Below are 23,543 nucleotides of genomic sequence, written 5' to 3' on the forward strand. Positions count from 1 at the left end.
CGATGAGGTTGATAGGTTCGGTGTGGAAGTGCGGCAACGCATGGAGCTGACGAATACTAATCGGTCGAGGACTTATCCACGTTTCCTTAGCGAATGTCATTTGCGTTTCCAGTTTTGAAGGTGCAACCATTTAATAAGCGCCTTTCTTGTTCCTCAGTAGCTCAATGGTGGAGCAACCGGCTGTTAACCGGTAGGCTGGCGGTTCGAGTCCGTCCTGAGGAGCCACTTGCTCCTGTAGCTCAGTCGGTAGAGCGTTTCCATGGTAAGGAAGAGGTCGCAGGTTCGATTCCTGTCGGGAGCACCATTAAAAGATATGGCCCGTTGGTGAAGCGGTTTAACACAGCAGCCTTTCACGCTGTCATACAGGGGTTCGAATCCCCTACGGGTCACCATATAATCTCGGAGGCTTAGCTCAGCTGGGAGAGCATCTGCCTTACAAGCAGAGGGTCGGCGGTTCGATCCCGTCAGCCTCCACCATATGTTTTTTGCGGGGAGATAGCGAAGTGGCTAAACGCGGCAGACTGTAAATCTGCTCCCTATGGGTTCGGCGGTTCGAATCCGTCTCTCCCCACCATTTAACCCATTGGGGTATAGCCAAGCGGTAAGGCAACGGACTTTGACTCCGTCATTCCCAGGTTCGAATCCTGGTACCCCAGCCATTTTCAATACGAGCCATTAGCTCAGTTGGTAGAGCATCTGACTTTTAATCAGAGGGTCGAAGGTTCGAGTCCTTCATGGCTCACCATTGGTTTTCTTTGGTGGAATGAACATAAATTATGCGGACGTAGCTCAATTGGTAGAGCGTCGCCTTGCCAAGGCGAAGGTCGCGGGTTCGAGACCCGTCGTCCGCTCCATAGAATGTGCCCTTAGCTCAGCTGGATAGAGCGTTTGACTACGAATCAAAAGGTCGGGAGTTCGAATCTCTCAGGGCACGCCATCTTATCTTTCATAGTTAATGTCGGGAAGTAGCTCAGCTTGGTAGAGTACTTGGCTTGGGACCAAGGGGTCGCAGGTTCGAATCCTGTCTTCCCGACCATTTTTTTGCGGGTGTAGTTCAATGGTAGAACTCCAGCCTTCCAAGCTGGTCGCGTGGGTTCGATTCCCATCACCCGCTCCATATTCGCAAACAACGAGTAGTCCTAATGGATTGCTCGTTTTTTTATTGGATATTTTCCGGTCAGTTTAGGAATTGGTTACTCTTCATAGGATATTGGGTAATCGATGAGTCGTGAACATCCAAAATATTTGAATTGAGTAAGAACATGTACCCTACGCATTAACTTTAAAGCTCTGCAAAATAGAATGTTGATACAACCCATTTACTTACAAAATGAAAAAATCCAGGTAAGTAAACGCTTTGTTGACACAATATTGTAACTTGAATTTCATAACTATACAAAAACCTGTCGAGTTGAGTCATTTTCATTTTCAAGGCTACAATATAGATATTCGTTTGGGGAAGGGGTTACATTTAGATGAACAAAAATATATCAATTATTGGAGTACCTATGGACTTGGGAGCTGATCGTCGAGGGGTAGACATGGGTCCAAGCGCGATCCGTTATGCTGGGGTAGTAAGTCGATTAGAGGGTATGGGGTACTCTATTAAAGATATTGGAGATATTCCTGTAGCTCGTCCGCATACATTTACTGAAACGGAAAATCACAAGTATCTGGACCAGGTGGTTGAGGCCAATGAATTATTAGCTGAGGCAGTTAGCCGTGAAATGGAAGCTGGTCGTATTCCGCTCGTTTTGGGTGGGGATCATAGTATCGCGATGGGGACGATTGCTGGAGTAGCCAAACACAAACGTAACCTTGGGGTCATCTGGTTTGATGCACACGGTGATTTAAATACTGGAACCACTTCCCCATCCGGGAATATTCATGGCATGCCTTTGGCAGCAAGTTTGGGATTGGGACATTCACGCTTAGTTAACATCGGTGGTTATACTCCAAAAATTAAACCAGAAAACGTAGTAGTGATTGGAGCGCGTGATTTGGATCCAGGAGAACGGGTGTTGATTAAAGAGCAAGGGATTAAGGTATATACAATGCATGAAATCGATCGTATGGGAATGGCGAGAGTTATGGAAGAAACCGTCGCGTATCTTTCCGAGAAAACAGACGGAGTTCACTTAAGTCTGGACCTTGATGGGTTAGACCCACATGATGCTCCGGGTGTCGGAACACCTGTAATAGGGGGGATCTCCTACAGGGAAGGGCATCTGGCCATGGAAATCTTGGCTGAAGCCGATATTCTTACTTCAGCCGAGTTTGTTGAAGTAAACCCTATCTTAGATCGTGAGAATGCAACTGCAAAAGTAGCCGTCGCATTAATGAGTTCCGTATTTGGAGACAAGCTACTGTAGAAATTAAATTTAGATAACCTGTTGGCAGCATATTATTGGTGCGACAGGATGAAAGACCAAAAGAGAGGGGACCTCCTCTCTTTTTCCTTTACAGATGATAGGGTGACTCTAATTCAACTCCAGATGAAGTTTATTTAACAATCCATCTAATCGTGTGCTTAATTCAACCAGTTCAGGAGTAATAGCGGAGTGAAGCCTGTACAGGGTATTCAATTGATAACGAAGATCCTCAATTTGCCGCAAGACGATTTCCGTGCCCACCTTGTCCCACTCTCCTTCCTTATATCGTTCAAGATTCATTCATACCCAAAATTTTCATTGTAGAAAAATATTGTAAAAGTTTTTTGCCACTATTACTATATAATGAAACTAAACTCATATGACTATTTTTTCCAATGCATACACTTTAAAGGGAAAATTAGGATAATTAAAACGAAAATGATAAAAAATAAGGCGAAACCAATTACGGATTGCTGCGTATTACAATAGGTAGACAATGCCGGGGAGGATGGCATGGAATTTGTTGAGAAACGATTAGTGGAACGAGCAAAACGAGGCGATCGTGACGCTTTTGCCGAGCTAATCGAAATGTACAAAGATAAAATTTTTCAGGTAGCCTATCGTATGGTTGGGAACCGACAAGAGGCTGAGGATATAGCGCAGGAGACTTTTTTGCGTGTCTATGCCAACTTGAATTCCTACGATAGCAGTTATAAATTCTCTACGTGGATCTATCGGATCGCAACCAATCTCTGTATAGACAGAGGTCGAAAGAAAAAACCAGACTTTTCATTAGACGAAGAAACTGAGGGGAATAACGGATTAGATTGGCATTCACGTCTTTCCTCTAATGAGAAGAGTCCGGAAGAGAAATTGGTGACCAAAGAACTGCAGGAAAACGTACAAGACGCACTGTCAGAGTTATCCCCTAAATACCGATCCATCATGGTTCTTCGGTATATTGAGGATTTGTCTCTACAAGAAATCAGTGACGTGTTAAAACTGCCGATTACCACAATCAAAACCAGAATTCACCGAGGTCGTGAAGCATTGAGAGGCAAGCTAAGATTTATGTAGAAAGGAGGCGTTCCAAAACATGAAGTGTACGGAACATTATGGACATGTACATGCTTTTTTGGACGGAGACATTGATGAGTTAAGCAATCATGAGCTCCAAGAACACCTGAAATCTTGCTCCGATTGCCGCCTGCATCTCTTAGAACTGCAGAAGGTAATTGCGTTTGTTAAGAGCGCGTCCCATATTCAAGTATCTGGAGATTTTACGCAGCGAGTGATGGCCCAACTGCCAGCTCCAAGCAAAACGGTTCGGTTCTCCGGTTGGTTGCGAAACCATCCTTTCTTGACAGCAGCGGCAGTGTTTTTCTTTTTGATGGCTGGAAGCACATTAGCTTCTTGGTTTGACCGAGGCGATACTTTGCAGGTTTCTTCAGGCAGTCTGGATAAGTTGACCATTGACCACCAGCGCAATGTGGTCATCGTTCCAAAAGGGACAACTGTAGAAGGCGACTTGATTGTTCAGAACGGAAGCATTGAAGTACAAGGAGAAGTCAAGGGGAATGTAGTTGCCATTGATGGGAATGTCGTACTTGCTTCTACAGCACACGTGGTGGGAGATGCTGAGTCCATTGATGCGATTTTCGAGTGGGTCTGGTACGAATTGAAAAATATCGGAAATGACTTGCTTCCTTTGGCTCCATAAGGGAAAATAGATGTGAAGAGGCGCGGCAGAAAGAGCCGTGCTTTTTTCACCAGATAGGATGCTTTTCCCTCTTCAAAATGGTTATGTAATACCTATAAGAAATGAAGGGAAATAATAAAGATATAGAAAAAGAAGCTAGAATGCGGGGGCTTCATATATGCTGCGATTTGCTGACTATGGGGATTTATTGCGATATGCAATTGACATATTATCGGTCACCTATGTGATCTATAAATTAATTATGCTGATCAAGGGTACTCGGGCAGTTCAATTGCTCAAGGGTATCGTTGTGATCGTTGTGACCTGGCTGTTGAGTAAGTACTTTGAACTCAAAACCTTGCACTGGTTAATGTCTCAAGCGTTTACGTTTGGGGTACTAGCCGTGGTTATCATTTTTCAGCCAGAGCTTAGGAGAGCGTTGGAACAGCTGGGAAGGGGGAAGCTTTTCTCAAGAACGCAATCTCAGTCTGATAGTTCCTTGCATAAAACTGTCCAAGAAGTAGCGAAGTCTGTCACGTATATGGCCAAGCGTCGGATAGGGGCACTGATTGTTGTTGAGCAGGAGACAGGTCTCAATGATTATGTAGAGACGGGTATTCCGATTGAAGGAAAAGTAACCTCCGAGCTTTTAATTAATATATTCATTCCGAATACGCCTCTTCACGATGGGGCGGTTATTATTCGCAAGGACAGTATACTGGCCGCTGGCTGCTATTTACCCTTATCTGAGAATCCTTCCATCTCGAAGGAATTGGGAACCAGGCATCGGGCCGCGATCGGGATGAGTGAAGTATCAGATGGCGTATCCATCGTGGTTTCGGAAGAGACAGGCAATGTATCTCTCGCCATCAACGGAGATGTCAGACGTAATCTGACGGAGGAACAGCTGACCGAGTTTTTGTTGGAGCAGCTAAGTCCACCGTCCAAGAACAAGTCCATGGGAAGTCGTTGGTTATGGAGGCGAAATCATGGATAAATGGTTAAATAGTCACTGGTTTGCTAAAGGAATTGCGCTTCTGTTGGCGTGTATGATGTTTTTGGTCGTCAATCTCGATCGGGATCCGGGGACTTCAACAGATGTGAGTCAGCCTACTTTTATCGATGGAGTCAATGTGAAAGTCATTTATGATTCGGATCGATACGCGCTCGTTAAGCAGCCCAAACCGGTAAAAGTGGCCTTGGAGAGCAGCAATCCGTTCTATCGATATAATTTTGTCTCACCGGACCAATATGAGGTGTATATTGATGCCAGGGGAGCTGGCAAAGGTACGCATAAGCTTCCTGTGCAGCACCGTGGTTTCCCTGAAGACGCAAAGGTAGGTATCATCCCAAGTCTTGCGGAAATCACGTTGGAGGAGAAACAGAATATTGAGAAGCAGGTACAAGTTGAATTGTTAGGACAAGTTGCCCCAGGATATACAACAGGTGAACCGGTCGTTAAACCGTTCCGTGTCCATGTACGGGTACCGGAGAGCCAAATCAATAACGTGGCCCTGGTCAAAGCATCTGTAAACCTAGATGGGGCAACAGCTCCAATCAATACGACCGTTCCGCTTAAAGTCGTGGATAAGTCGGGGAATGTGATCCAGAAGGCGGATGTGAACCCGCTTACCGTTGAAGTGAGTGTTCCTGTCACGAGTCCTTTTGTGATGGTGCCAATTAAATTGAACTTGACGAATGACCTGCCTGCTGGCTATAGTTTGGCTAGTGTCAAAGTGGACCCTGAAGAAGTAACCGTCTACGGACCTCAAGAGGTTCTAAGAAGTATTAATACGTATTCAAGTCCGGTGATTGATTTAAAAGATATCACCTCAGATCGATTACTCGAGCTCAAGATGGATATGTTGGACAAAGTTGTGAAGGTTGAACCAGAGTATGTGAAGATTTCGCTGAACGTGGTGCCATCGCAAACAAAGCGTATCCAAAATGTGCCGCTACGGGTGACGGGATTAGCCCCAAACCTTCAAGCCAAGGTACTGACACCAGATGGAAAAGAATTGACGACACTTGATTTTGATGTAATCGGCGCGCCGCAAAATTTGCAATCGTTAGCGCCAAAAGATATTCAAGTTCTGGCAGATGTAAGTACGCTACCAGTAGGGGTACATGAAGTCCCCCTGATCTATAATCTGCCGAACTATCTCAAAACAGCTCCGACCGCAATTAAGCGAGTTACTGTAGAAATCACGAATAAACCATAATGAGCATAGGCTACTGATGTGTACAATGAGGAAAAGAGGGACAAGAATGAGGAAGTATTTCGGAACAGATGGTGTACGTGGTGTTGCCAATTTGGAATTAACGCCAGAACTTGCTTTCAAGATTGGGCGAGTGGGAGGCTACGTACTCACCAGACATAAACAAGATGGCAAACCAAAGGTCGTCATCGGTCGAGATACCCGTATTTCTGGTCAAATGCTGGAGAGCGCTCTTCTGGCAGGACTGTTATCTGTTGGAGCGGAAGTGGTTCGTTTGGGAATTATCGCGACGTCCGGTGTTAGCTATTTGACACGCGCGTTGGGAGCAGACTGTGGAGTTATGATCTCCGCTTCCCATAATCCGTTTCCCGACAACGGAATCAAATTCTTTGGAAATGATGGATTTAAGCTTTCTGATGACGTTGAAACTGAGATTGAAGAACTATTATCTGCAAGTGAGGATACACTTCCTCGACCAACTGGAGATAAAATTGGCTCCGTCCTTGATTACCTAGAGGGAGGACAGAAATATCTCTCCCATCTAAAAGGTACAGTGACCGAACGTTTTGAAGGGATGACTGTTGTTCTTGACTGTGCCAACGGAGCGGTATCCTCTTTGGCAGCCAGACTGTTTGCGGACGTTGAAGCAGAAGTGATCACAATCGGAGCAAGTCCGAACGGTGTCAATATCAACGAACACTGTGGATCTACTCACCCTGAAAAACTCCAAGAGGAAGTTTTGAAACATAATGCCGATCTAGGGTTATCTTTCGATGGAGACGCTGACCGTTGTATCGCGGTTGACGATCAGGGACAAATTATCGACGGCGATTATATCATGGCGATGTGCGCGCGCGCATTGAAAGCCAAAGGCAAGCTGAACAACAACACAGTGGTGACCACGGTAATGGCGAATATGGGCTTCTTTAAAGCTATGGAGGAGCAAGCCATTCATACGACCAAGACTGCTGTAGGAGATCGCTATGTCGTAGAAGAAATGGTGCGTGGAGGATATAACCTTGGCGGCGAGCAATCAGGCCATATTATCTTCCTTGACCATAATACAACAGGGGATGGCTTGCTTACGGGCTTGCAGCTGCTTAACCTCGTCAAGGAGTCTGGCCGTCCACTATCTGAACTGAAACAGATTATGTTGAAATACCCACAACTTCTGGTTAACGTGCCAGTTGCAGATAAAACCAAGCTAAAAGGCAATGTGAACATCGAAGCCGCTATTGCTCAAGCCGAACAAGATCTGGCGGGCAATGGACGTGTGCTTGTTCGTCCATCCGGGACGGAGCCAATCGTTCGCGTTATGGCAGAAGGTCCGGATGAGGTAGAGCTGGAGCAAGTTGTACAACGTATGGTAGATGTCGTAAAAGAAGAATTAGTTTAGGCGTGAAGGGAGTGGTGCGAAACCACTCCTTTTTGCATAAAGATAGGGAAAATAAATGATTGTTGTCTTTGCATAGCTATGGTAAAGTAAGTGATGTGTTTACACCGTCTGCGGGAATAATGAATTGGTTATTTTTGCGGCTTGAAAGAGGAGGGATACATATAGGAGAATATAACGGTACGTTTTTTAAGCGTTCTTTTAAAAGCGCCAGTACTGTGACTGCCCGGCATGGAGCACAGTAGACGAGGTGGAGGTTTATCGAATTTTCGGCGGGTACCTCCCGGTAGAGTAGCACTACCGAATAGTCCAGGAACAAAACAGAGGGGTGACCTTCTGCACAAAACCTGCACATGTTACCAAAAAGGATTTTCATAAAATTAAAAACAAAAACAACGGATGGCGGGGGCGCACCCCGTTTTATACAAAAAGATAATTGGGTTGTGTCCCCGTTTATTTGAAAGGGGATTATTCATTTATGTGCGGAATTGTAGGTTATATTGGAGATAAAAATGCTCAAGAGGTTATCGTTGGAGGCTTGCGCAAGCTGGAGTACCGCGGATACGATTCAGCTGGTGTAGCCGTTCTGTCTGGCGAAGGAATTTCTTTGGAGAAAACAAAAGGCCGTCTAGCGAATTTGGAGGGCATTCTTGATCAGAAACCACTCATCGGACATGTTGGAATCGGGCACACTCGCTGGGCAACTCACGGAAAGCCATCAGATGAGAACTCTCACCCTCACACAGACGCGAGCACCAAGTTTGCGGTTGTTCATAACGGGATTATTGAGAACTTCATTCCGATTAAAGAAGAATTGCTGGCAAAAGGTTACGTCTTCACTTCCGAGACAGACACAGAAGTAATTGCTCATCTTCTTGCCGATTTGTATGATGGAGACCTTGTTTCTACTGTTCGCAAAGCGGTTCAAAAAATGAGAGGCGCTTATGCCTTGGGAATCATGACGGAACATGAACCAGATAAATTGGTTGCTGTTCGTCTAGCTAGTCCGCTGATCGTTGGAGTAGGTAATGGAGAAGCGTTTATCGGTTCCGATATTCCTGCGATCCTTGAGCATACTCGCGACATTTACATTCTCAATGAGGGTGAAATGGCAGTCCTGACTCGTGCGGGTGTTGAACTGATGAATGCGGAGTCCGGCGAAAAAGTAGAACGCGAAATCTTCCGAGTAGAATGGGATCTCGTTCAAGCGGAAAAAGACGGATACGATTCCTTCATGCTCAAAGAAATTCACGAACAGCCTCAAGCCGTTCGCAACACACTTGGCTCCCGTATTGACGAAGAGAACAAGCGCGTGGTGCTTTCTGAGCTCAACATGACAGACGAACAACTAGCTAACTATGACCGCATCTATATCGTGGCTTGCGGTACCTCTATGCATGCTGGGCTTGTTGGTAAAGAAGTGATCGAAAAGATTACGCGTGTACCAGTTGAAGTAGCAGTTGCTTCCGAGTTCCGTTATCGCGATCCAATTTTCACTGACAAGACCTTGATGATCGTCATCAGCCAATCTGGTGAAACTGCGGATACACTTGCTGCTTTGCGTGAAGCGAAAAAAGAAGGCGTTACCGTTCTTGCTGTAACCAACGTTGTAGGAAGCTCTGTCGCTCGTGAAGCGGATGAAGTGATCTTTACTTGGGCAGGTCCTGAAGTAGCCGTTGCCTCTACCAAAGCGTACACATGCCAAGTGGTTGCTCTGTACTTGTTCGCTCTTTACTTTGCGCAAGTGAAACAGACGCAAACCAACGAGCAAATCGCCGAAGTGGTAGACGGACTTCTTCAACTTCCAGCCAAGATCTCTGCTATCCTGGAGCAACCTGAAGCGATTAGTGAATTCGCTAACAGCATTAAGGATGTAACCAGCCTGTTCTTCATCGGACGTAGTCTTGACTTTGCGGTTTCTCTTGAGGGCTCACTCAAGCTAAAAGAAATCTCCTATATTCACTCCGAAGCGTATGCTGCCGGCGAATTGAAACACGGTACGCTCGCGTTGATCGAAGAAGCTGTACCAGTGATCGCTTTGGCTACGCAACCGGATATCTATGAAAAAATGGTCAGCAACATCGTCGAAGTAAAAGCTCGCGGCGCTCACGTACTCGGCTTTGCTCTCGAAGGTGACGCAGACTTGATCAAATCCGTGGATAATGTCATTTACGTACCATCCACGATTCCGTTCCTTACACCAGTATTAACCGTCATCCCATTGCAATTGCTCGCTTACTACGCTTCCGTAGCGCGCGGTTTGGATGTTGACAAACCTCGTAACCTTGCGAAAAGTGTAACGGTTGAGTAAGTAGAGAATAATAAAACAACAGTTCTGTTCCGAGCTGTACGTTGAAGATATCTGTTGACCACGTTAAGCTAACGGTCAGATTAGTTCTATGAATGAATAAAAAGCGGATCCCAGATTTTGGGATCCGCTTTTTATTGTTATACTGTTTATCTCATGCAACGTGTTGGTGGTTTTGGAAGTAAGTTTGGCACTCGCATCTCACATTGGAAGAAATTTCATAAAGATCCTTGACCGTTACGTAGCGTAACGGTTTATAGTGAAGTTACCGGGGAAACGCTAGCGACCAAGAAAGGAGCTGATCATGAAGCGACAGTGGAAAGTCGGAGAACTTGCGAAAATGGCAGGAATCACGATACGAACTTTGCGTTTTTACGATCAGATTGGATTGTTTTCGCCATCCGGCTATTCGCAATCCGGATACAGACTCTACACCGAAAAGGACATTTCACGCCTGCAGCAAATCTTGTCCTTGAAGGATTTGGGGCTATCGCTGGAGCAGATTAAAGACGTTATGGCAGGAGATCAATTCAGCCTTTCAGACATTGTTACCATTCAAATAGATCGTCTGAAAGAAAATATCCGCATGCAGCAGAAACTCTTGCACGAGCTTGAGAATGTATCAAGTCGGATGCAAAAGAACGAACCGCTTACCGTAGAGCATTTCATGAATATCATGCGGACGATGAGAATGAATCATGAGAAATTTTTCGCCGAGAGAAAATCGAGTATGGATCTCCACCTCGACCGACTTGGTGAATATTTAGACGAGCATCCGGAAGAACCCGGACAAGGAGGTTTCGACTGTGAGTGAAAGATCTGCCAAACATTCCACATTTGTAATCGAGAGGAACTATAAACATTCCCCTACCCGCGTATTCGCTGCGTGGGCGGGTCAAGCAGCCAAAGCCGGCTGGTTTCCTAAAGCCGAAGAGTTCGACTTCCGCGTTGGCGGACGCGAATTCAATCGCGGGGGTCCGCCTGGGGGGCCAGTTTTCACATTCGATGCTTGCTATCAGGAGATCGTTGAGGATAGGCGCATTGTATACTCATATACTCTGGATATGGAAGACAAGCGGATGTCCGTCTCCGTGACGACGGTAGAATTCGAGTCCGTGGAGGGCGGCACACGCTTGATCTATACTGAACAGGGAGTTTTTCTGGACGGTCTCGATACGCCTGAACAGCGTGAGCACGGAACGAAGTTGTTTTTGGATCAGCTCGGAAAGGCTCTGGACGGCGAATGAAAGATGCTGCGTTAGAATCGAATATCCGGGCCGGTTTGAAGGAATGGATTGGACTTGCTGTGCTTTCATTGCCTGCATTGCTCGTTTCGATAGACTTGTCCGTAATGATTCTCGCACTTCCTCACATAAGCGTCGCTCTCAGCGCTGATAGCACAGAGCAGCTATGGATTATGGACATATACGGCTTCATGCTCTCGGGGTTTCTGATCACGATGGGCACGCTCGGAGATCGGATCGGCCGCCGTAGGCTGCTGATGATTGGCGCAGCGGCATTCGGTTCGGCTTCTGTGTTGGCCGCTTTTTCCAACACCTCCGGAATGCTGATTGCGGCTCGGGCGCTGCTCGGCATAGCCGGAGCGACGGTATCACCTTCGTCCCTAGCTTTAATCAGCAATATGTTCCGCGATCATAAGCAGCGCTCCCTCGCCATAGGCATATGGTTCATGTGCTCCATGGGAGGCATGGCACTTGGCCCTGTTGTCGGCGGGACGATGCTAGAGCATTTTTCATGGGGTTCGATTTTTCTAATCGGCGTTCCAGTCATGGCGCTGCTGTTGTTGACTGCGTCCCATCTTCTACCTGATTATCGAGATCCCGCACCTGGTCGCTTGGATATGACTAGCGTCATGCTGTCGATGTGCACCATTCTGCCGGCAATCTACGGCCTTAAGGAAATCGCTAAGCAAGGTCTACAGACCCTGCCGCTCATTGCCACCTTGGCTGGAGTCGGTTTCGGGACGTTATTTGTAAGGCGGCAGCAACGGCTGGCCAGTCCGCTAATGGACTTGCGCCTATTCGCAAACCCCGCCTTCAGCACGGCGCTGGGCGGCCTGTTCGGCATCACTTTGACAGGCGCTTCCATGCTCTTCATCGCACAGCATCTTCAATTCGTGGAAGGACTATCGCCGCTCCGAGCCGCAATGTGCATGCTCCCGGGAGTGATTGCGTCAATGGCGGGCATGTTGTTGTCGCCTCTCATTGCTCGACGGATCCGACCGTCGCTCCTTATCGGGGCAGGCCTTGCCGTCTCGGCGGTTGGTTGTATTCTCTTGTCCCAGGTAGGGGCGGGATCCGGACTCTTTACCCTGATCGTCGGTTATATCTTTTTTAGTGTGGGAGCAGCCCCGTTTGCGAGCTTGTCCAGCGATCTAATTGTCGGGTCGGCCCCGCCGGCGAAAGCGGGTTCGGCAGCGGCCTTGCTTCAGACGAGTGGTGAATTTGCATTCGCACTGGGTATCGCCGTATTAGGCAGCATTGGTACATATGTGTACCGCACTCAAATTGCCGACTTCATACCGAGAGATGTTACGACGTTAACAGCTGTGACCTCCCGCGGAAGTCTGGCTGGGGCAGTCTCGGCGGCAAAAGCTTTGCCCGAACCTAATGGTTCAACACTTCTTCATGGCGCCCAGTTAGCATTTACCGACGGCATGCATGCTGTTGTGGCTGTTAGCGGCGGGCTCATGATCGCTATCGCCATACTTACCGTGATCAAGCTTCGGCATATACCTCCCATAGGGCACAAAACTCCAAGCGATTTGGAATTGGCTACTCAAGAATAAGGAAAGGCTTGTACTTTTCAATGGAACCATCACGAAACTACAACTTTGAAAAATGTCTATTTAACGAGCTGCCTGCTGAGGTAGCTCGTTTCTTTATGAGGCCACTTATGCTGGAGACATTGCAGGAGATTAGGAAGATATGAACCCTTGAGTAAAACTCTTATAACAAATAATAGTAGATACTGTAATTCTTAAATTATTGTGATATACTATTAATCAATTGTGATATACTCTTAAGTAGTTATGATATACTCTTAAATAGTTGTGATATTATCTTAAATAATTGTGATAATTACTATGAAAAGGTTTATAATTGATTCAGATAAGGTGTGCGCTAGGTCACATGGCTTACTGTATCGCCTATGCAGGAGCGACTCCATCCTTTCTGCAAATCTTAGGGTATAAGGGACGGTAAAAATGAGTAACAGACAAACTAAAACAGACGTTATCTTAATTGGTGCCGGCATCATGAGTGCAACTTTGGGGACATTGCTGAAAGAATTAGTACCTGATTGGAAAATTTCAGTGTTTGAGAAGCTCGCAAACCCAGGAGAGGAAAGCTCTAACGAATGGAATAATGCGGGTACGGGGCATGCTGCCTTATGTGAGCTTAACTACACCGTCGAAAAACCGGACGGATCCATAGATATTAGCAAAGCTTTAAAAATAAACGAACAGTTTCAAGTTTCAAAACAGTTTTGGTCTTATCTTGTAAAAAGCAATCTGATTCGTAATCCACATGACTTTATTATGCCACTGCCTCATATGAGTATGGTACAAGGCGAAAACAATGTAACGTTTTTGAAAAAGCGTTTTGAAGCGTTGTCTAACAATCCTCTGTTTCAAGGGATGGAATTTTCCGATGACCCGGCAAAATTGATGGAATGGATTCCGCTTATTATGAAAGACCGTACGTCGAATGAACCGATAGCGGCAACAAAAATTGACTCTGGAACCGATGTCAATTTTGGCGCTTTAACACGCAAGTTGTTTAATCACTTAAAGAGTAAAAACGTCGATATAAATTACAATCATAAGGTTGAAGATATTACACGCACGAACGATGGCGCGTGGGAATTGAAAGTGCGGAATGAAGATAGCGGTACAGTTGAACGCCATACTGCCAATTTCGTCTTTATCGGCGGCGGTGGAGGAAGTCTGCCTTTACTACAAAAAACTGGTATTCCTGAAAGTAAACATATTGGAGGATTCCCGGTAAGCGGACTATTCCTCGTATGTAACAATCCAGAGGTCGTAGCGCAACATCATGCAAAAGTTTACGGAAAAGCTGCGGTTGGTGCTCCTCCAATGTCTGTTCCGCATCTTGACACTAGATTTATCGACAACAAAAAAACATTGCTCTTTGGACCGTTTGCCGGCTTCTCACCTAAGTTTTTAAAAACCGGTTCAATGTTTGATTTCTTAGGTTCTGTAAAACCGAATAATGTCGTAACGATGTTGGCGGCAGGCGCAAAAAACATTCCATTGACAAAATACTTGATCGAGCAAGTTTTGTTATCGAAAGAAAAGCGCATGGAAGAGTTACAGGAGTTTATCCCGACCGCCAAAATTGAGGATTGGGATATCGTGATCGCGGGTCAACGTGTACAAGTTATCAAAGATACTACTACCGGGGGCAAAGGAACGCTTCAGTTCGGTACGGAGGTTGTTAGTGCCGCTGATGGATCAATAGCAGCATTGCTCGGTGCTTCTCCGGGTGCTTCTACCGCCGTTTCCGTCATGCTTGAGTTAATTAAAAAATGCTTCCCGCAACAAATACAAGATTGGGAACCGAAACTAAAAGAAATGATCCCTTCTTATGGCGTGTCACTCTTGAAAAGCCCAGAGCTTATCGACGAAATTCAAACTTCAACAGCGCAGACACTTGGGCTGAGCGAAAACTTACAGATGGTAGGCGTATCATAAGTAGATACGAATATCATAGAATAGGTGTTAATATTCTATTGAAGAAGGGCTTCTCACTCTTGGTGGGAAGTCCTTTTTCAATTGGGTCTTTACTCCTCAATTCCCATATGGAGCATATCCTGGTAATGGATTTGCGCTGTAACAGGAAGCCCATGATCTTTTTGGTAAAGCTTAACCGCAATTTCCGTTAAACGATCAAACCGGCCATTACATTCTCCTGTGTAATAACCGGCCGCTTGAAGGCGATTCTGAACCATTTGCACGAGTGCGCCGCGGGAACCCTTGACCAAAACACGGTATGTAATGTCGGGATGACCTGTTAAGGGGCCGTCGATTGTCACCTTGGTCCCTATACTGACAAGGTCGTACAGTTCTTCTACTTGTTTATCATACATGCGTATACAGCCTTCGCTTACGAACCCTCCAATGGAGTGTGGTTTATCGGTACCATGGATGCCAAAGCTTCCCCACCCTACATTAAGCTCCATCCATCTAGGGCCAAAACCGTCAAACCAATTTCTCCTTTTATCGATAATTTTGAAAAAACCTACAGGGGAGGGGGTGTGTCTTGTACCAACTCCGATACGGTAACTCTTTATGATTTTACCGTCATCCAGTAATTGGAGATTCCTTTTCCATAGGTTGATGTAAATTTCCTTTTCAGCATGAACAAGGGTTGGATAGGCGCTAAAAGCGATCACTCCACTGATGATCAAAGAAATAAACAATTTCATGTTTTTTCACCTGTTGTTGTTAATGTGACCTAAGAATATTGTCACCTCGGAGGTTCATAAATATGTACCCGAACACAGTGTTATTCGATGCCACTCCATCAATACATCAATGCGCTAACGATAATTCAGCGATACCTCGACCTGCCCATTTTTTTGCGAAATCGAAGGAAAACATATAGCGCAATACATCCGATAAAAAATAGCATACCTCCAAGAGAGCGGATATTTGCCGATTCCTTAGCAATGTATAGAAGAAAGGTATCAAACGGGAGGTAAAACAAGGCGATGACCACAAGAAAAATGGAGCCGCTAAGTAAGTCAGCTACTGGAAAAGCGCCTTTGCATTCTTTTTGCAAAGCGACCGAATTCCAAAGCAAGGGGAGTATTTCAAAGACCAATATACTCAATGCGGCGCCGGCGTAGCCGAATCCCGGAATAGCAGTTAAGTAATAGGCGGCAATTGCCGAGCCAATTAAACCTAGAAGCAAACCGGTTAAGGGTGCTCTTTTTTGATCGATGGCCCACAGAATGGTTGTTGTTAACTCCCTCATGCCAGCGATCAGGGGGGCGAAAGACATATAACGGATCGCTTCGGCAGCCGCTTCGTTCCCAAAAACCAGTTTGGATATCTCATCCGCGTAAAAGATGAGAAAAACGGAAGAGCTAATTCCCCAAAACCACCCGATTTCTAAGGATAAATTTGAACGTTCGATAAATTCTTCTCTTTTTTGATTTTCCCAACTAGCGGTTAACTTAGAGGCCATTGTATACGATAATGCAGCGGTAAGAATTGTTGGTAAATAGACGATGACTGCTGCCATTCCAGAAATTTCTCCGAAGATCGCGATGGAATCCGATTGGCTAAGGCCGGATGCTTGCAAGCGATTCGGAATAATAAACACGTCGAGAAGATCCGATGCTGGTGCTATCAAGCGTGTTAATGTAATGGCAAGGGATGACTTCATAAAGAAAAATATCCCGGGTCCAAGCATCATCCAAGGGATTAACTTTTTGGGGGATGTTCGATTTGAGGTAATGAGAGGCATCGACTTTTGGCCGTAAGGAATTAGTAAGAGAAAACATAAAGCAATACAAGCGCCTGTGAAAGCGCCGAATGCAGCCCCTCCTGCGGCTGCGTGAATTCCATATTTCATCCATACTACAGCCAGTACAAGCATCGTGCCTGCTCGAACCACTTGCTCAATTAGTTCGGAAGCCGATACATATCCGTAAAATTCGATGCCTTGCAAAAAACCCCGAAATAGTTGGAGCAAGGGGACAATAAGAAGCGCCGGCGCCAGGCAGCTGATGGGAAACGTCAAATTGTTATTTCCAAGATAATGTGCCAAATAAGGCGCAATGGCATAACAAAGTAATCCCGCAACAGCCCCTAAAATGAAAAACGGCAGAACCATCCCTTTAAAAAATTGCAAGCCTCGCTTTTGGTCTTTGGCTGTCATCAGCGCTAACGATGTTGGAAAACCGCCGGTAAGGAGAGTAAGCGCGAATCCAAAGATGGAATAAACAATTTGATAGATACCTGTTCCTTCCGAGCCAAGTATCCGAAACAGTGGAATACGAACGAGGAGTCCGATAGCTTTCACTAGAAAAATAGCGCCAGTACGTAGCGCTGTCTGTTTAATAAAGGCGGGAAGCTTCATATTTTCACCCCAGAATAACCTTGTCCCAAGATTATATGAGCAAGGTTATTGGGGTATACTTCCCGATCCTTTAATCGTTGATATGGATTAAGAGATACTTGGTGTTTTTGTCCCACCCAAGGTCAAACGGTACTCGATAGCGATCTGCGGTATGGGAGTTAACCAAGGGGTAGCCGTTCACATCATGTCCTACTACGACAGAAAAATGGTCCGTGTCACCATCAAGGGAATAACCGATCACATCGCCTGGCAATAATTTTGCGATAGCGCCATCCGGATGTTTTTTAGTGGATTGGGTAACTTCCGTAAAAGTTCCTTTGGCAATTAAACGTCCATACCCGGAGTAAAGTATGAAACTTTCAAAAGCATCTGTTTGTACCCAAGCGTGACTTCCGCCTCCCCAATATCCCCATACCCTTGTTGCCCGTAAACCGCCACCTTCTTTGGCATCTCCAAGAACCTGAGAGGTATAATTGGTACAGTCTCCGCCAAGCGGCGTATAATCCCTGTACTTCCGGTTATAGCGATTGTTATTTCCCGCCCCCCAAGCTAGCCCCGCATACTTATTGGCGTAAGCAACCGCGCGCTCTCTGTTGTATCGCCCTTTTTTTTCTGACGCACGGTTAGCTGCTGCAGCTAGATGGGGAAAGCCAGTCGGGGTATCCGAAATTAAATCTGGATTTTCTTCCAGTGGATCCAGATACCATTCTTTTTTAACGACCCATCCGTTCGTTCCCTTTTTGAGCGTAAGGGCATGTCGCGTGCCAACTCCGAACGACTGAGGGGGAAGGTAGAAGGTTTTGTATTGATAAGATATCTTAGCGGATTGCACGAGAGTTACTGTGGTTAAATCGCCATTATTTTTTACACGGCCAATACGAATAGTCGGTTCGGCCGCTACAAGGCGCAGACCACGTTTTTCGGCCCAGGCATTCAGGTATTTTGCGCGCCTTAACTCCATTTGATAAGCATAACGGCTTCCACCCTCGTTTTTAACGTAGTACTTATCTATTGTTTCCGGAAGCCGATTGATCAGAAAAGTGTTGCGGTCCTTATACAACTGGGATAAAAAACTGGTGATTTCTTCTTTATCGGTTTCCTGTTTCGAATAGGCGTAACCGGTTAATGGTGTGAACAAGAAGGTTAATGACATTCCGACCAATAGAAATAAACGCAGCACAGCAAGAGCCCCCCTAGTGGTAATTTCTCCAGATACCTGAATTACGTTATCCCTTTCGGCGATACTTGGTCTGTCTTATATTGAGCACAGGAGGAGCACACCATTAAGGAAAATGAAGGGACAATCCACATGGCTTCCATCGTTTATGAACTCCTTGGCTGATGTAATTTAAAATTCAACATTTATACTACCCTTCATTTGCTAGGATATGCCTCGGAATTTTGGCCATTAATTGGTTTCCACTAACAAGCAAAGGGAATTCTTCCATAAAAAAAATCGCCCATTGATCAGGACGATTTGGTATCGGTGTGGTTATAGACGTTTCCCATTACAGGAACTCTCGATACTGTCCAGCGCTCACTCCAAATTTTTGTTTGAAGGCACGCTGGAAGCTGCTAATACTGCCAAATCCGGATAGTAAGGCAATATCGGTGATGCTCTTGGAAGTGTTCTTCAACAATTGCACTGCATGTCGCAGCTTGGCTTCTTTGATATACAAGCCCGGTGTGCAGTGCAGATGTTCAGAGAAGAGCCTGATCAACCGAAAAGAATCAATCTGGAACTCCTCACACAAGGTACCAGGTGTAATTAGCTCAGAAATATTGGTGTCTATGAAGCGAATAATTCGATCAAGAATAGTTGGGCGGGAAGGTAGTCTGTTTTTGAGCCATGCGCTTGTGTGGGAGCCTTCTTGTCCGGAAAGGAGCAACTGAACCAGCTCCATTTCCAAGCCATGCAAATCCTCTGAATGAAGCGGGTCCCAGAACAGATTCATCGCACGTTTGCCCCATGTGATGAAGCGGCTGGGAGACCCTTTTCCCCATGGCTGCAAACGAAAGGCTTCGGGGTTGAGCTGCAATTGCTCCTCCACAATACCATTTAACAATTGCTGATGTACGGATAAAATCAGAATTTGTGCTTGTTCATCGATACTCCCAAGCCGATGTAGGTCATGGGGGGAAACAACCAGGCGATCTCGTTGGCTTAATGCCTTTTGCTCTTTATCGCGAGTCAAGAGAATTTTGCCCCTAAGCGGCAAGTGTATTTGATATTCATCTGCGTGTGAGTGCAAACTCTCTGTTGATTCCGGAGAAATGTGGCAAACAAATATTTTGGTATGAGCCAGCTCAAGTTTCAGTCCCATGTCTTCTCTCCTCTTACTAGGCGGAAATTGTAAAGGGAATCGTGCAATAAGTGAACAGACAGTAGAAACATCTCCTTTTACAATGTTAATCAACGAATGAGTAAAGGAGAAAGTTCAATGTCTCGAATTATCAAAGCGGTTATCTCGTATCATCCAGTCGTATGGCTTCTCTGGTTGGGTACAGCTATTACCTATGGAGCCTTTTTTATGACGTTCCCATTCTTTTCTATTTACTTGACCAAGAATATGGGAATAAGCCCTTTCGTGGTGGGGATTATTTTAGGTATAGGGCCACTAACCGCAACGCTAGGAGGGTTTGTAGGAGGCTTTCTTGCTGATCGTTACGGAAGAAAGCGAATGATGTATGCTTCTCTTCTGCTTACCGCTTTGGTTTTTGGTGGCTTTGCGTTAGCGAATCAAGCCATCTTTTTCATGCTGCTTTGCGGTTTACTCGGTTTTTCCCGCTCTCTCTTTGAACCATCCAGCCAAGCGATTTTGACGGAATATTCAACCGAAGATAAAAGAAGCAAAATATTTAGTTATCGTTATCTGGCGATAAATCTGGGGGGGAGTTGTCGGTCCTCTAGTCGGAGTGAAGTTTCTTGTCAGTTCCCCTCAAATCGGATTTTACCTAACAGGAGCTGTATATTTAATCTATTTTATCTTGCTATTTCTGGTATTGTCCAAGTTGACAGTGGCCAACCCGGAATCAGGAAAAGGAAAAGTCACTCTTCAAGCCATGAACCATGTGCTAAAAAGCGACATTCCATTGAGATATTTTATCATGGGCGGGATGGTAGTACAATTTCTCTTTTGCCAGCTAACCTCGACTCTCCCGCAATACCTGGATAAGTCTATAGTAGATGGCGCGCTTATCTATTCATACTTGCTGATGGTGAATTCGCTGATTGTCATTGTATTGCAACTACCGGTTAGCTGGTTTGTGGATAAGATGTCTGCTCTGTCTAGTATTACATTGGGCAGCCTCTTCTTTGCTGCGGCTTATGCGGGGTTTGCTTGGTTCGATGGGTGGGCCGGTCTGATACTGGCAACAGTGCTCTTTACCATAGGTGAAATGATTATCATACCGTCGAGTTCCGTAATTGTAGACAAGCTTGCGGCTGGGGAGTGGAAAGCGACCTACTTTGGTGCGTTTCAACTTCGATTCTTAGGAACATTCGCGGGGCAAAGCATTGGCGGAGCCTTGCTGATGAGTATCGGTGGGCATGGACTGTTTGCTTTGATGGGAGTGATTGCGGTCTTGATTCCTCTGTTCTTCACAAGGGGCACTCGAGCTAATTCAGCACAGTCTTGTAGCATTTCGAATTGATTACGAGAGCTACCTGTAATGGTAGCTCTTTTCGCATCTATTTGGAAAGATTATTTTAATTAGCGTCAATCTCTTCTGCAACCTTTTTGATAGGCTGTTTAGCATTAGGACCAAAACACATTGATTTAATGACAATACACAAAATCGCCAATCCCCCGAAAAGCAAACCGCTCCAAACGACTTCACCGATTCCAAAACAAGTAATAAACCACCCGCCTATTGCTGTACCCAGAGTGACACCCGCATTTGAAAAGGAGACAAATAAACTGTTGGCGAATTCAGGAGCTTCCGGAGCCTCCGATGTTAGCCAAATTTGGCTGACAATAAGCCCGCTCGTATGAACAGCTCCCCACAGAATGATAATCCCAGTCATAAGAATAACGGATGTTGCTGAACTATAAAGAAGTAAAAAGCAAATTCCTAAGGCGACAGGGTAAAGTATGACTGTTTTCAACATGGCGCGGCCTAACAGCTTTCCCATATACCAGTTGCCGATCACACCACTAATGCCGAAAACGACAAGCATTAGGCTAATCAGTTCAGCACTCATGCTTAATCTTTGTCCTAAATATTCAGCGAAGTAACTATAGACCGAAAACATCGCAGCGAGGATGAAGCAAGTGGCACCGATATTTAACCATAAAGCCGGTTTTCGCAAGATCCCAAGCTGTCTTCCAAAAGAGCTTGCCTCTTTTCCAGAGATGGATGGAACCATCACTCCTATCCCGACACATGCAATGACATTCACAAGTGCAGAAAATAAAAACGAAGCAGCAAGTGAAAATTGATTCGCTATGTAGGAGGTAAGCGGAATCCCTAGCACCATGCCCATACTGACCCCGAGAAATACTTTGGCGCTTGCTTTTGCGGCCTCATCCTTGGCCGATAATCCTGCGGCTAATACAAAGGCAATGGAGAAATAGACGGGATGGAAGAAAGCCGGAAGTATTCGCAAAGCCAAAAGAACATAAAAGTTCGGAGCAAAAGCCGAAATCAAATTAGATACGGCGAAAATAATTAGACTGCCCGTGAGTACGGTTTTGCGATTGAACCTTGATAACAACAGGGTCATCCAGGGACCAAATAGGGCGATAATCAGAGCGAATGAACTCACAAGCATTCCGGCAAATGGTGCGGTAACGTTGTACTTTTCCATGATCATTGGCAAGACTCCAACGACCCCCAGCTCCGTATTAATGATGCTAAATATTCCTAGCGCGATGAAAAAGAGGGGACTAATTTTCACAGATATCTTCCTTTCTTTTTATACATGTATCTAAATATCTAATATAATAGATATAATGTGATGAAAAATCAGGTAACCTAAATCACTTTGGTTACCTACATCTCGGTCTTAATAAATTCGGCAAATTTCCGAATGGTTTCTTCATTTCTACGGTAATAGGTCCACTGCCCGAAACGCCTGGATTCCAAAAGTCCGGCTTTCTTCATGAGCATTAAATAGTTGGAAACAACGGATTGCGCCAACCCTGTTTTTTCCTGAATGCTGCCTACACAAATCCCTCCTTTAAAGTCAGCATCCGATGGTAAATACAACTGTGGTCCGAAATTTTCGTCCGGCTTTTTCAACCACTCCAAAATTTGTAAACGAGTTTCATTTGACAAGACTTTAAAGATCATCAACGTATCCATGGAAAATATTATATCTAGATTTCTGGATATGTCAAATTTTAGAATGAAGTTGTGCTGAGAACATCTATCTTGTTTTGAAGGAGTTGGTGTGTTGAAACCAGAATGTCATAGACAGAAGATACAGAATTTTAATGCTATCACCTAATTGCTAGGAGGTTGGGCGGGAGGTTGCATGAGAAAGTTATCTTGGTATTTACGGATTGCAATCATCGTAATTAGTGTGGGAGTTGGAATTATGGCCCATTCCTTTATGAAGAGCAAACCAGTATTATTAGCAACGTGGCTCTGGGATGCCTCATTGATTCAGAAAGATCCAACGGGAGTGATTTCTTGCCTAAAGGACGAAGACATTCGCTACCTCTACCTATACATAGATCGTACGATTCCAATGGATCAGTACCGCAGTTTTATTAGGAACGCTTCAAACGAAAAAATCGCTGTTTTTGCTTTGCAGGGGGATCCCGGGTGGGCAATGGCTGAGGGCAGAAAGAAAAGCGATGAGTTGAAGGAATGGTTGATCCACTATCGAAGAGATGTAAAAGAGGAGGAGCAGTTTGCCGGCATTCACTTGGATGTCGAACCATATCTCCTTCCTGACTGGAAGACGAATCAAACTCAAATAGTCGTCGCCTATCAAAGTTTGATAGAGGGTTGGAAAAAAGAAGCCATGAATTATCAACAGGGTTTGGGATTAGATATTCCATTTTGGTACGACGAGATTAAGCTGCCGCAACAAACGTTGGCCGAATGGATAATGGACAAGGCCGACTCCACTACGATTATGTCGTACCGTAACTTTATCGAAGGCCCTAACGGTATTCTGGGAATTACCAGCTTCGAACGAGAGTATGCGGAGAAAAAAGGAAAGAAACTTTTTCTGGCGTTGGAAACGGAACCGTCACATGAGGGTGATCATGTTTCGTTTGACTCTTATCAAGTACTTAAAGATACGACAGATAAATTATGGGAAAAGGGTTATGGTGTGAAGGGAATTTCTATTCATCACTATAGCTCATTAATGAAATTGAAGAAAAAATAGGAGGAGATCCGAGAAATTATCGAATCTTGTGAGAATTTCGTGAGAACTTTACGGTAGAATTGCGCTGAAAGAAAAG

General features: G+C 45.2%; 20 protein-coding genes, 11 tRNA genes and 1 pseudogene. 25 read left to right on the top strand and 7 right to left on the bottom strand.

Features of this window, described 5'->3' with window-relative positions:
• The first annotated feature begins 150 nt into the window (after positions 1 to 150).
• From ACQCN2_RS22810 to rocF, 12 genes are all read left to right on the top strand, one after another.
• Positions 151 to 225, top strand: a tRNA-Asn gene (locus ACQCN2_RS22810).
• A gap of 3 nt (positions 226 to 228) precedes the next feature.
• Positions 229 to 304 (top strand) — tRNA-Thr (locus tag ACQCN2_RS22815).
• Positions 305 to 315: 11 nt separating this feature from the next.
• Positions 316 to 392: transfer RNA gene (locus tag ACQCN2_RS22820), tRNA-Glu, on the top strand.
• Positions 393 to 401: 9 nt separating this feature from the next.
• Positions 402 to 477: transfer RNA gene (locus ACQCN2_RS22825), tRNA-Val, on the top strand.
• Between the two features lie 12 nt (positions 478 to 489).
• A tRNA-Tyr gene (locus ACQCN2_RS22830) sits at positions 490 to 574 on the top strand.
• Between the two features lie 10 nt (positions 575 to 584).
• A tRNA-Gln gene (locus ACQCN2_RS22835) sits at positions 585 to 659 on the top strand.
• Between the two features lie 10 nt (positions 660 to 669).
• A tRNA-Lys gene (locus ACQCN2_RS22840) sits at positions 670 to 745 on the top strand.
• Between the two features lie 33 nt (positions 746 to 778).
• A tRNA-Gly gene (locus ACQCN2_RS22845) sits at positions 779 to 854 on the top strand.
• Positions 855 to 860: 6 nt separating this feature from the next.
• A tRNA-Arg gene (locus tag ACQCN2_RS22850) sits at positions 861 to 937 on the top strand.
• 22 nt (positions 938 to 959) lie between these two features.
• A tRNA-Pro gene (locus tag ACQCN2_RS22855) sits at positions 960 to 1,036 on the top strand.
• A gap of 7 nt (positions 1,037 to 1,043) precedes the next feature.
• Positions 1,044 to 1,117, top strand: a tRNA-Gly gene (locus ACQCN2_RS22860).
• A 358-nt stretch (positions 1,118 to 1,475) separates the two neighbouring features.
• Complete coding sequence (rocF, locus tag ACQCN2_RS22865) at positions 1,476 to 2,372, top strand: arginase (RefSeq protein WP_426931271.1); 897 nt, start codon at positions 1,476 to 1,478, stop codon at positions 2,370 to 2,372.
• Positions 2,373 to 2,480: 108 nt separating this feature from the next.
• On the opposite strand, the gene ACQCN2_RS22870 is transcribed toward rocF, so the two are convergent.
• The gene (locus tag ACQCN2_RS22870; protein ID WP_426931272.1) at positions 2,481 to 2,633 is read right to left on the bottom strand and encodes a Spo0E family sporulation regulatory protein-aspartic acid phosphatase; all 153 of its coding nucleotides are present in this window, start codon (positions 2,631 to 2,633) and stop codon (positions 2,481 to 2,483) included.
• A gap of 252 nt (positions 2,634 to 2,885) precedes the next feature.
• Here ACQCN2_RS22870 and sigW point away from each other — a divergent pair, with 252 nt between their 5' ends.
• The 10 genes from sigW (at position 2,886) to ACQCN2_RS22920 (ending at position 14,726) form a co-directional block, all read left to right on the top strand.
• Positions 2,886 to 3,449 carry an RNA polymerase sigma factor SigW gene (gene sigW, locus ACQCN2_RS22875; RefSeq protein WP_426931273.1) on the top strand — a complete coding sequence of 188 codons (564 nt, stop codon included), beginning with the start codon at positions 2,886 to 2,888 and terminating at the stop codon, positions 3,447 to 3,449.
• Between the two features lie 19 nt (positions 3,450 to 3,468).
• The gene (locus ACQCN2_RS22880; RefSeq protein ID WP_426931274.1) at positions 3,469 to 4,092 is read left to right on the top strand and encodes a zf-HC2 domain-containing protein; all 624 of its coding nucleotides are present in this window, start codon (positions 3,469 to 3,471) and stop codon (positions 4,090 to 4,092) included.
• A gap of 157 nt (positions 4,093 to 4,249) precedes the next feature.
• Entirely contained in the window at positions 4,250 to 5,068 is an 819-nt protein-coding gene (gene cdaA / locus ACQCN2_RS22885) for a diadenylate cyclase CdaA (protein ID WP_426931275.1), read from the top strand.
• The gene (locus tag ACQCN2_RS22890) at positions 5,061 to 6,293 is read left to right on the top strand and encodes a CdaR family protein (protein WP_426931276.1); all 1,233 of its coding nucleotides are present in this window, start codon (positions 5,061 to 5,063) and stop codon (positions 6,291 to 6,293) included. Before cdaA ends, ACQCN2_RS22890 begins: the two co-directional genes overlap by 8 nt.
• Before the next feature lie 46 nt (positions 6,294 to 6,339).
• Entirely contained in the window at positions 6,340 to 7,686 is a 1,347-nt protein-coding gene (gene glmM / locus ACQCN2_RS22895; RefSeq protein ID WP_426931277.1) for a phosphoglucosamine mutase, read from the top strand.
• Between the two features lie 475 nt (positions 7,687 to 8,161).
• On the top strand, positions 8,162 to 9,994 hold the full coding sequence (gene glmS / locus ACQCN2_RS22900; protein WP_426931278.1) for a glutamine--fructose-6-phosphate transaminase (isomerizing): 1,833 nt from the start codon (positions 8,162 to 8,164) through the stop codon (positions 9,992 to 9,994).
• A gap of 301 nt (positions 9,995 to 10,295) precedes the next feature.
• Entirely contained in the window at positions 10,296 to 10,805 is a 510-nt protein-coding gene (locus ACQCN2_RS22905) for a MerR family transcriptional regulator (RefSeq protein ID WP_426931279.1), read from the top strand.
• Positions 10,798 to 11,238, top strand: a complete 441-nt coding sequence (locus tag ACQCN2_RS22910) for an SRPBCC family protein (RefSeq protein ID WP_426931280.1) — start codon at positions 10,798 to 10,800, stop codon at positions 11,236 to 11,238. Before ACQCN2_RS22905 ends, ACQCN2_RS22910 begins: the two co-directional genes overlap by 8 nt.
• Entirely contained in the window at positions 11,235 to 12,800 is a 1,566-nt protein-coding gene (locus ACQCN2_RS22915; protein ID WP_426931281.1) for an MFS transporter, read from the top strand. The genes ACQCN2_RS22910 and ACQCN2_RS22915 overlap by 4 nt, the downstream gene beginning before the upstream one ends.
• A 417-nt stretch (positions 12,801 to 13,217) precedes the next feature.
• Complete coding sequence (locus ACQCN2_RS22920) at positions 13,218 to 14,726, top strand: malate:quinone oxidoreductase (protein WP_426931282.1); 1,509 nt, start codon at positions 13,218 to 13,220, stop codon at positions 14,724 to 14,726.
• Between the two features lie 89 nt (positions 14,727 to 14,815).
• Here ACQCN2_RS22920 and ACQCN2_RS22925 read toward each other — a convergent pair whose 3' ends face one another.
• The 4 genes from ACQCN2_RS22925 to ACQCN2_RS22940 form a co-directional block, all read right to left on the bottom strand.
• On the bottom strand, positions 14,816 to 15,460 hold the full coding sequence (locus ACQCN2_RS22925; protein ID WP_426931283.1) for a L,D-transpeptidase family protein: 645 nt from the start codon (positions 15,458 to 15,460) through the stop codon (positions 14,816 to 14,818).
• 125 nt (positions 15,461 to 15,585) lie between these two features.
• Positions 15,586 to 17,121, bottom strand: a complete 1,536-nt coding sequence (locus tag ACQCN2_RS22930) for an oligosaccharide flippase family protein (protein ID WP_426931284.1) — start codon at positions 17,119 to 17,121, stop codon at positions 15,586 to 15,588.
• 70 nt (positions 17,122 to 17,191) lie between these two features.
• Entirely contained in the window at positions 17,192 to 18,301 is a 1,110-nt protein-coding gene (locus tag ACQCN2_RS22935) for an amidase domain-containing protein (RefSeq protein ID WP_426931285.1), read from the bottom strand.
• Between the two features lie 328 nt (positions 18,302 to 18,629).
• The gene (locus ACQCN2_RS22940) at positions 18,630 to 19,445 is read right to left on the bottom strand and encodes a helix-turn-helix transcriptional regulator (protein ID WP_426931286.1); all 816 of its coding nucleotides are present in this window, start codon (positions 19,443 to 19,445) and stop codon (positions 18,630 to 18,632) included.
• Between the two features lie 96 nt (positions 19,446 to 19,541).
• On the opposite strand from ACQCN2_RS22940, the pseudogene ACQCN2_RS22945 reads away from it, so the two are divergent.
• Both ACQCN2_RS22945 and ACQCN2_RS22950 read left to right on the top strand, forming a co-directional pair.
• Positions 19,542 to 20,003: pseudogene (locus ACQCN2_RS22945) on the top strand (MFS transporter); the annotation flags it as partial.
• Position 20,004: 1 nt separating this feature from the next.
• Positions 20,005 to 20,775, top strand: a complete 771-nt coding sequence (locus ACQCN2_RS22950) for an MFS transporter (protein ID WP_426931294.1) — start codon at positions 20,005 to 20,007, stop codon at positions 20,773 to 20,775.
• Between the two features lie 55 nt (positions 20,776 to 20,830).
• On the opposite strand, the gene ACQCN2_RS22955 is transcribed toward ACQCN2_RS22950, so the two are convergent.
• Together ACQCN2_RS22955 and ACQCN2_RS22960 are read right to left on the bottom strand one after the other, a co-directional pair.
• Positions 20,831 to 22,021 (bottom strand): MFS transporter, encoded by a 1,191-nt coding sequence (locus ACQCN2_RS22955; protein ID WP_426931287.1) that lies wholly within the window; start codon positions 22,019 to 22,021, stop codon positions 20,831 to 20,833.
• A gap of 95 nt (positions 22,022 to 22,116) precedes the next feature.
• Positions 22,117 to 22,428, bottom strand: coding sequence for an ArsR/SmtB family transcription factor (locus tag ACQCN2_RS22960; RefSeq protein ID WP_426931288.1), 312 nt, complete (start codon positions 22,426 to 22,428; stop codon positions 22,117 to 22,119).
• A gap of 172 nt (positions 22,429 to 22,600) precedes the next feature.
• Here ACQCN2_RS22960 and ACQCN2_RS22965 point away from each other — a divergent pair, with 172 nt between their 5' ends.
• Positions 22,601 to 23,467: a hypothetical protein gene (locus tag ACQCN2_RS22965; RefSeq protein ID WP_426931289.1), complete on the top strand. Its 867-nt coding sequence runs from the start codon at positions 22,601 to 22,603 to the stop codon at positions 23,465 to 23,467.
• Positions 23,468 to 23,543: the final 76 nt, after the last annotated feature.

This window comes from Brevibacillus ginsengisoli, assembly GCF_050113715.1.
Lineage (GTDB): Bacteria > Bacillota > Bacilli > Brevibacillales > Brevibacillaceae > Brevibacillus_H > Brevibacillus_H ginsengisoli.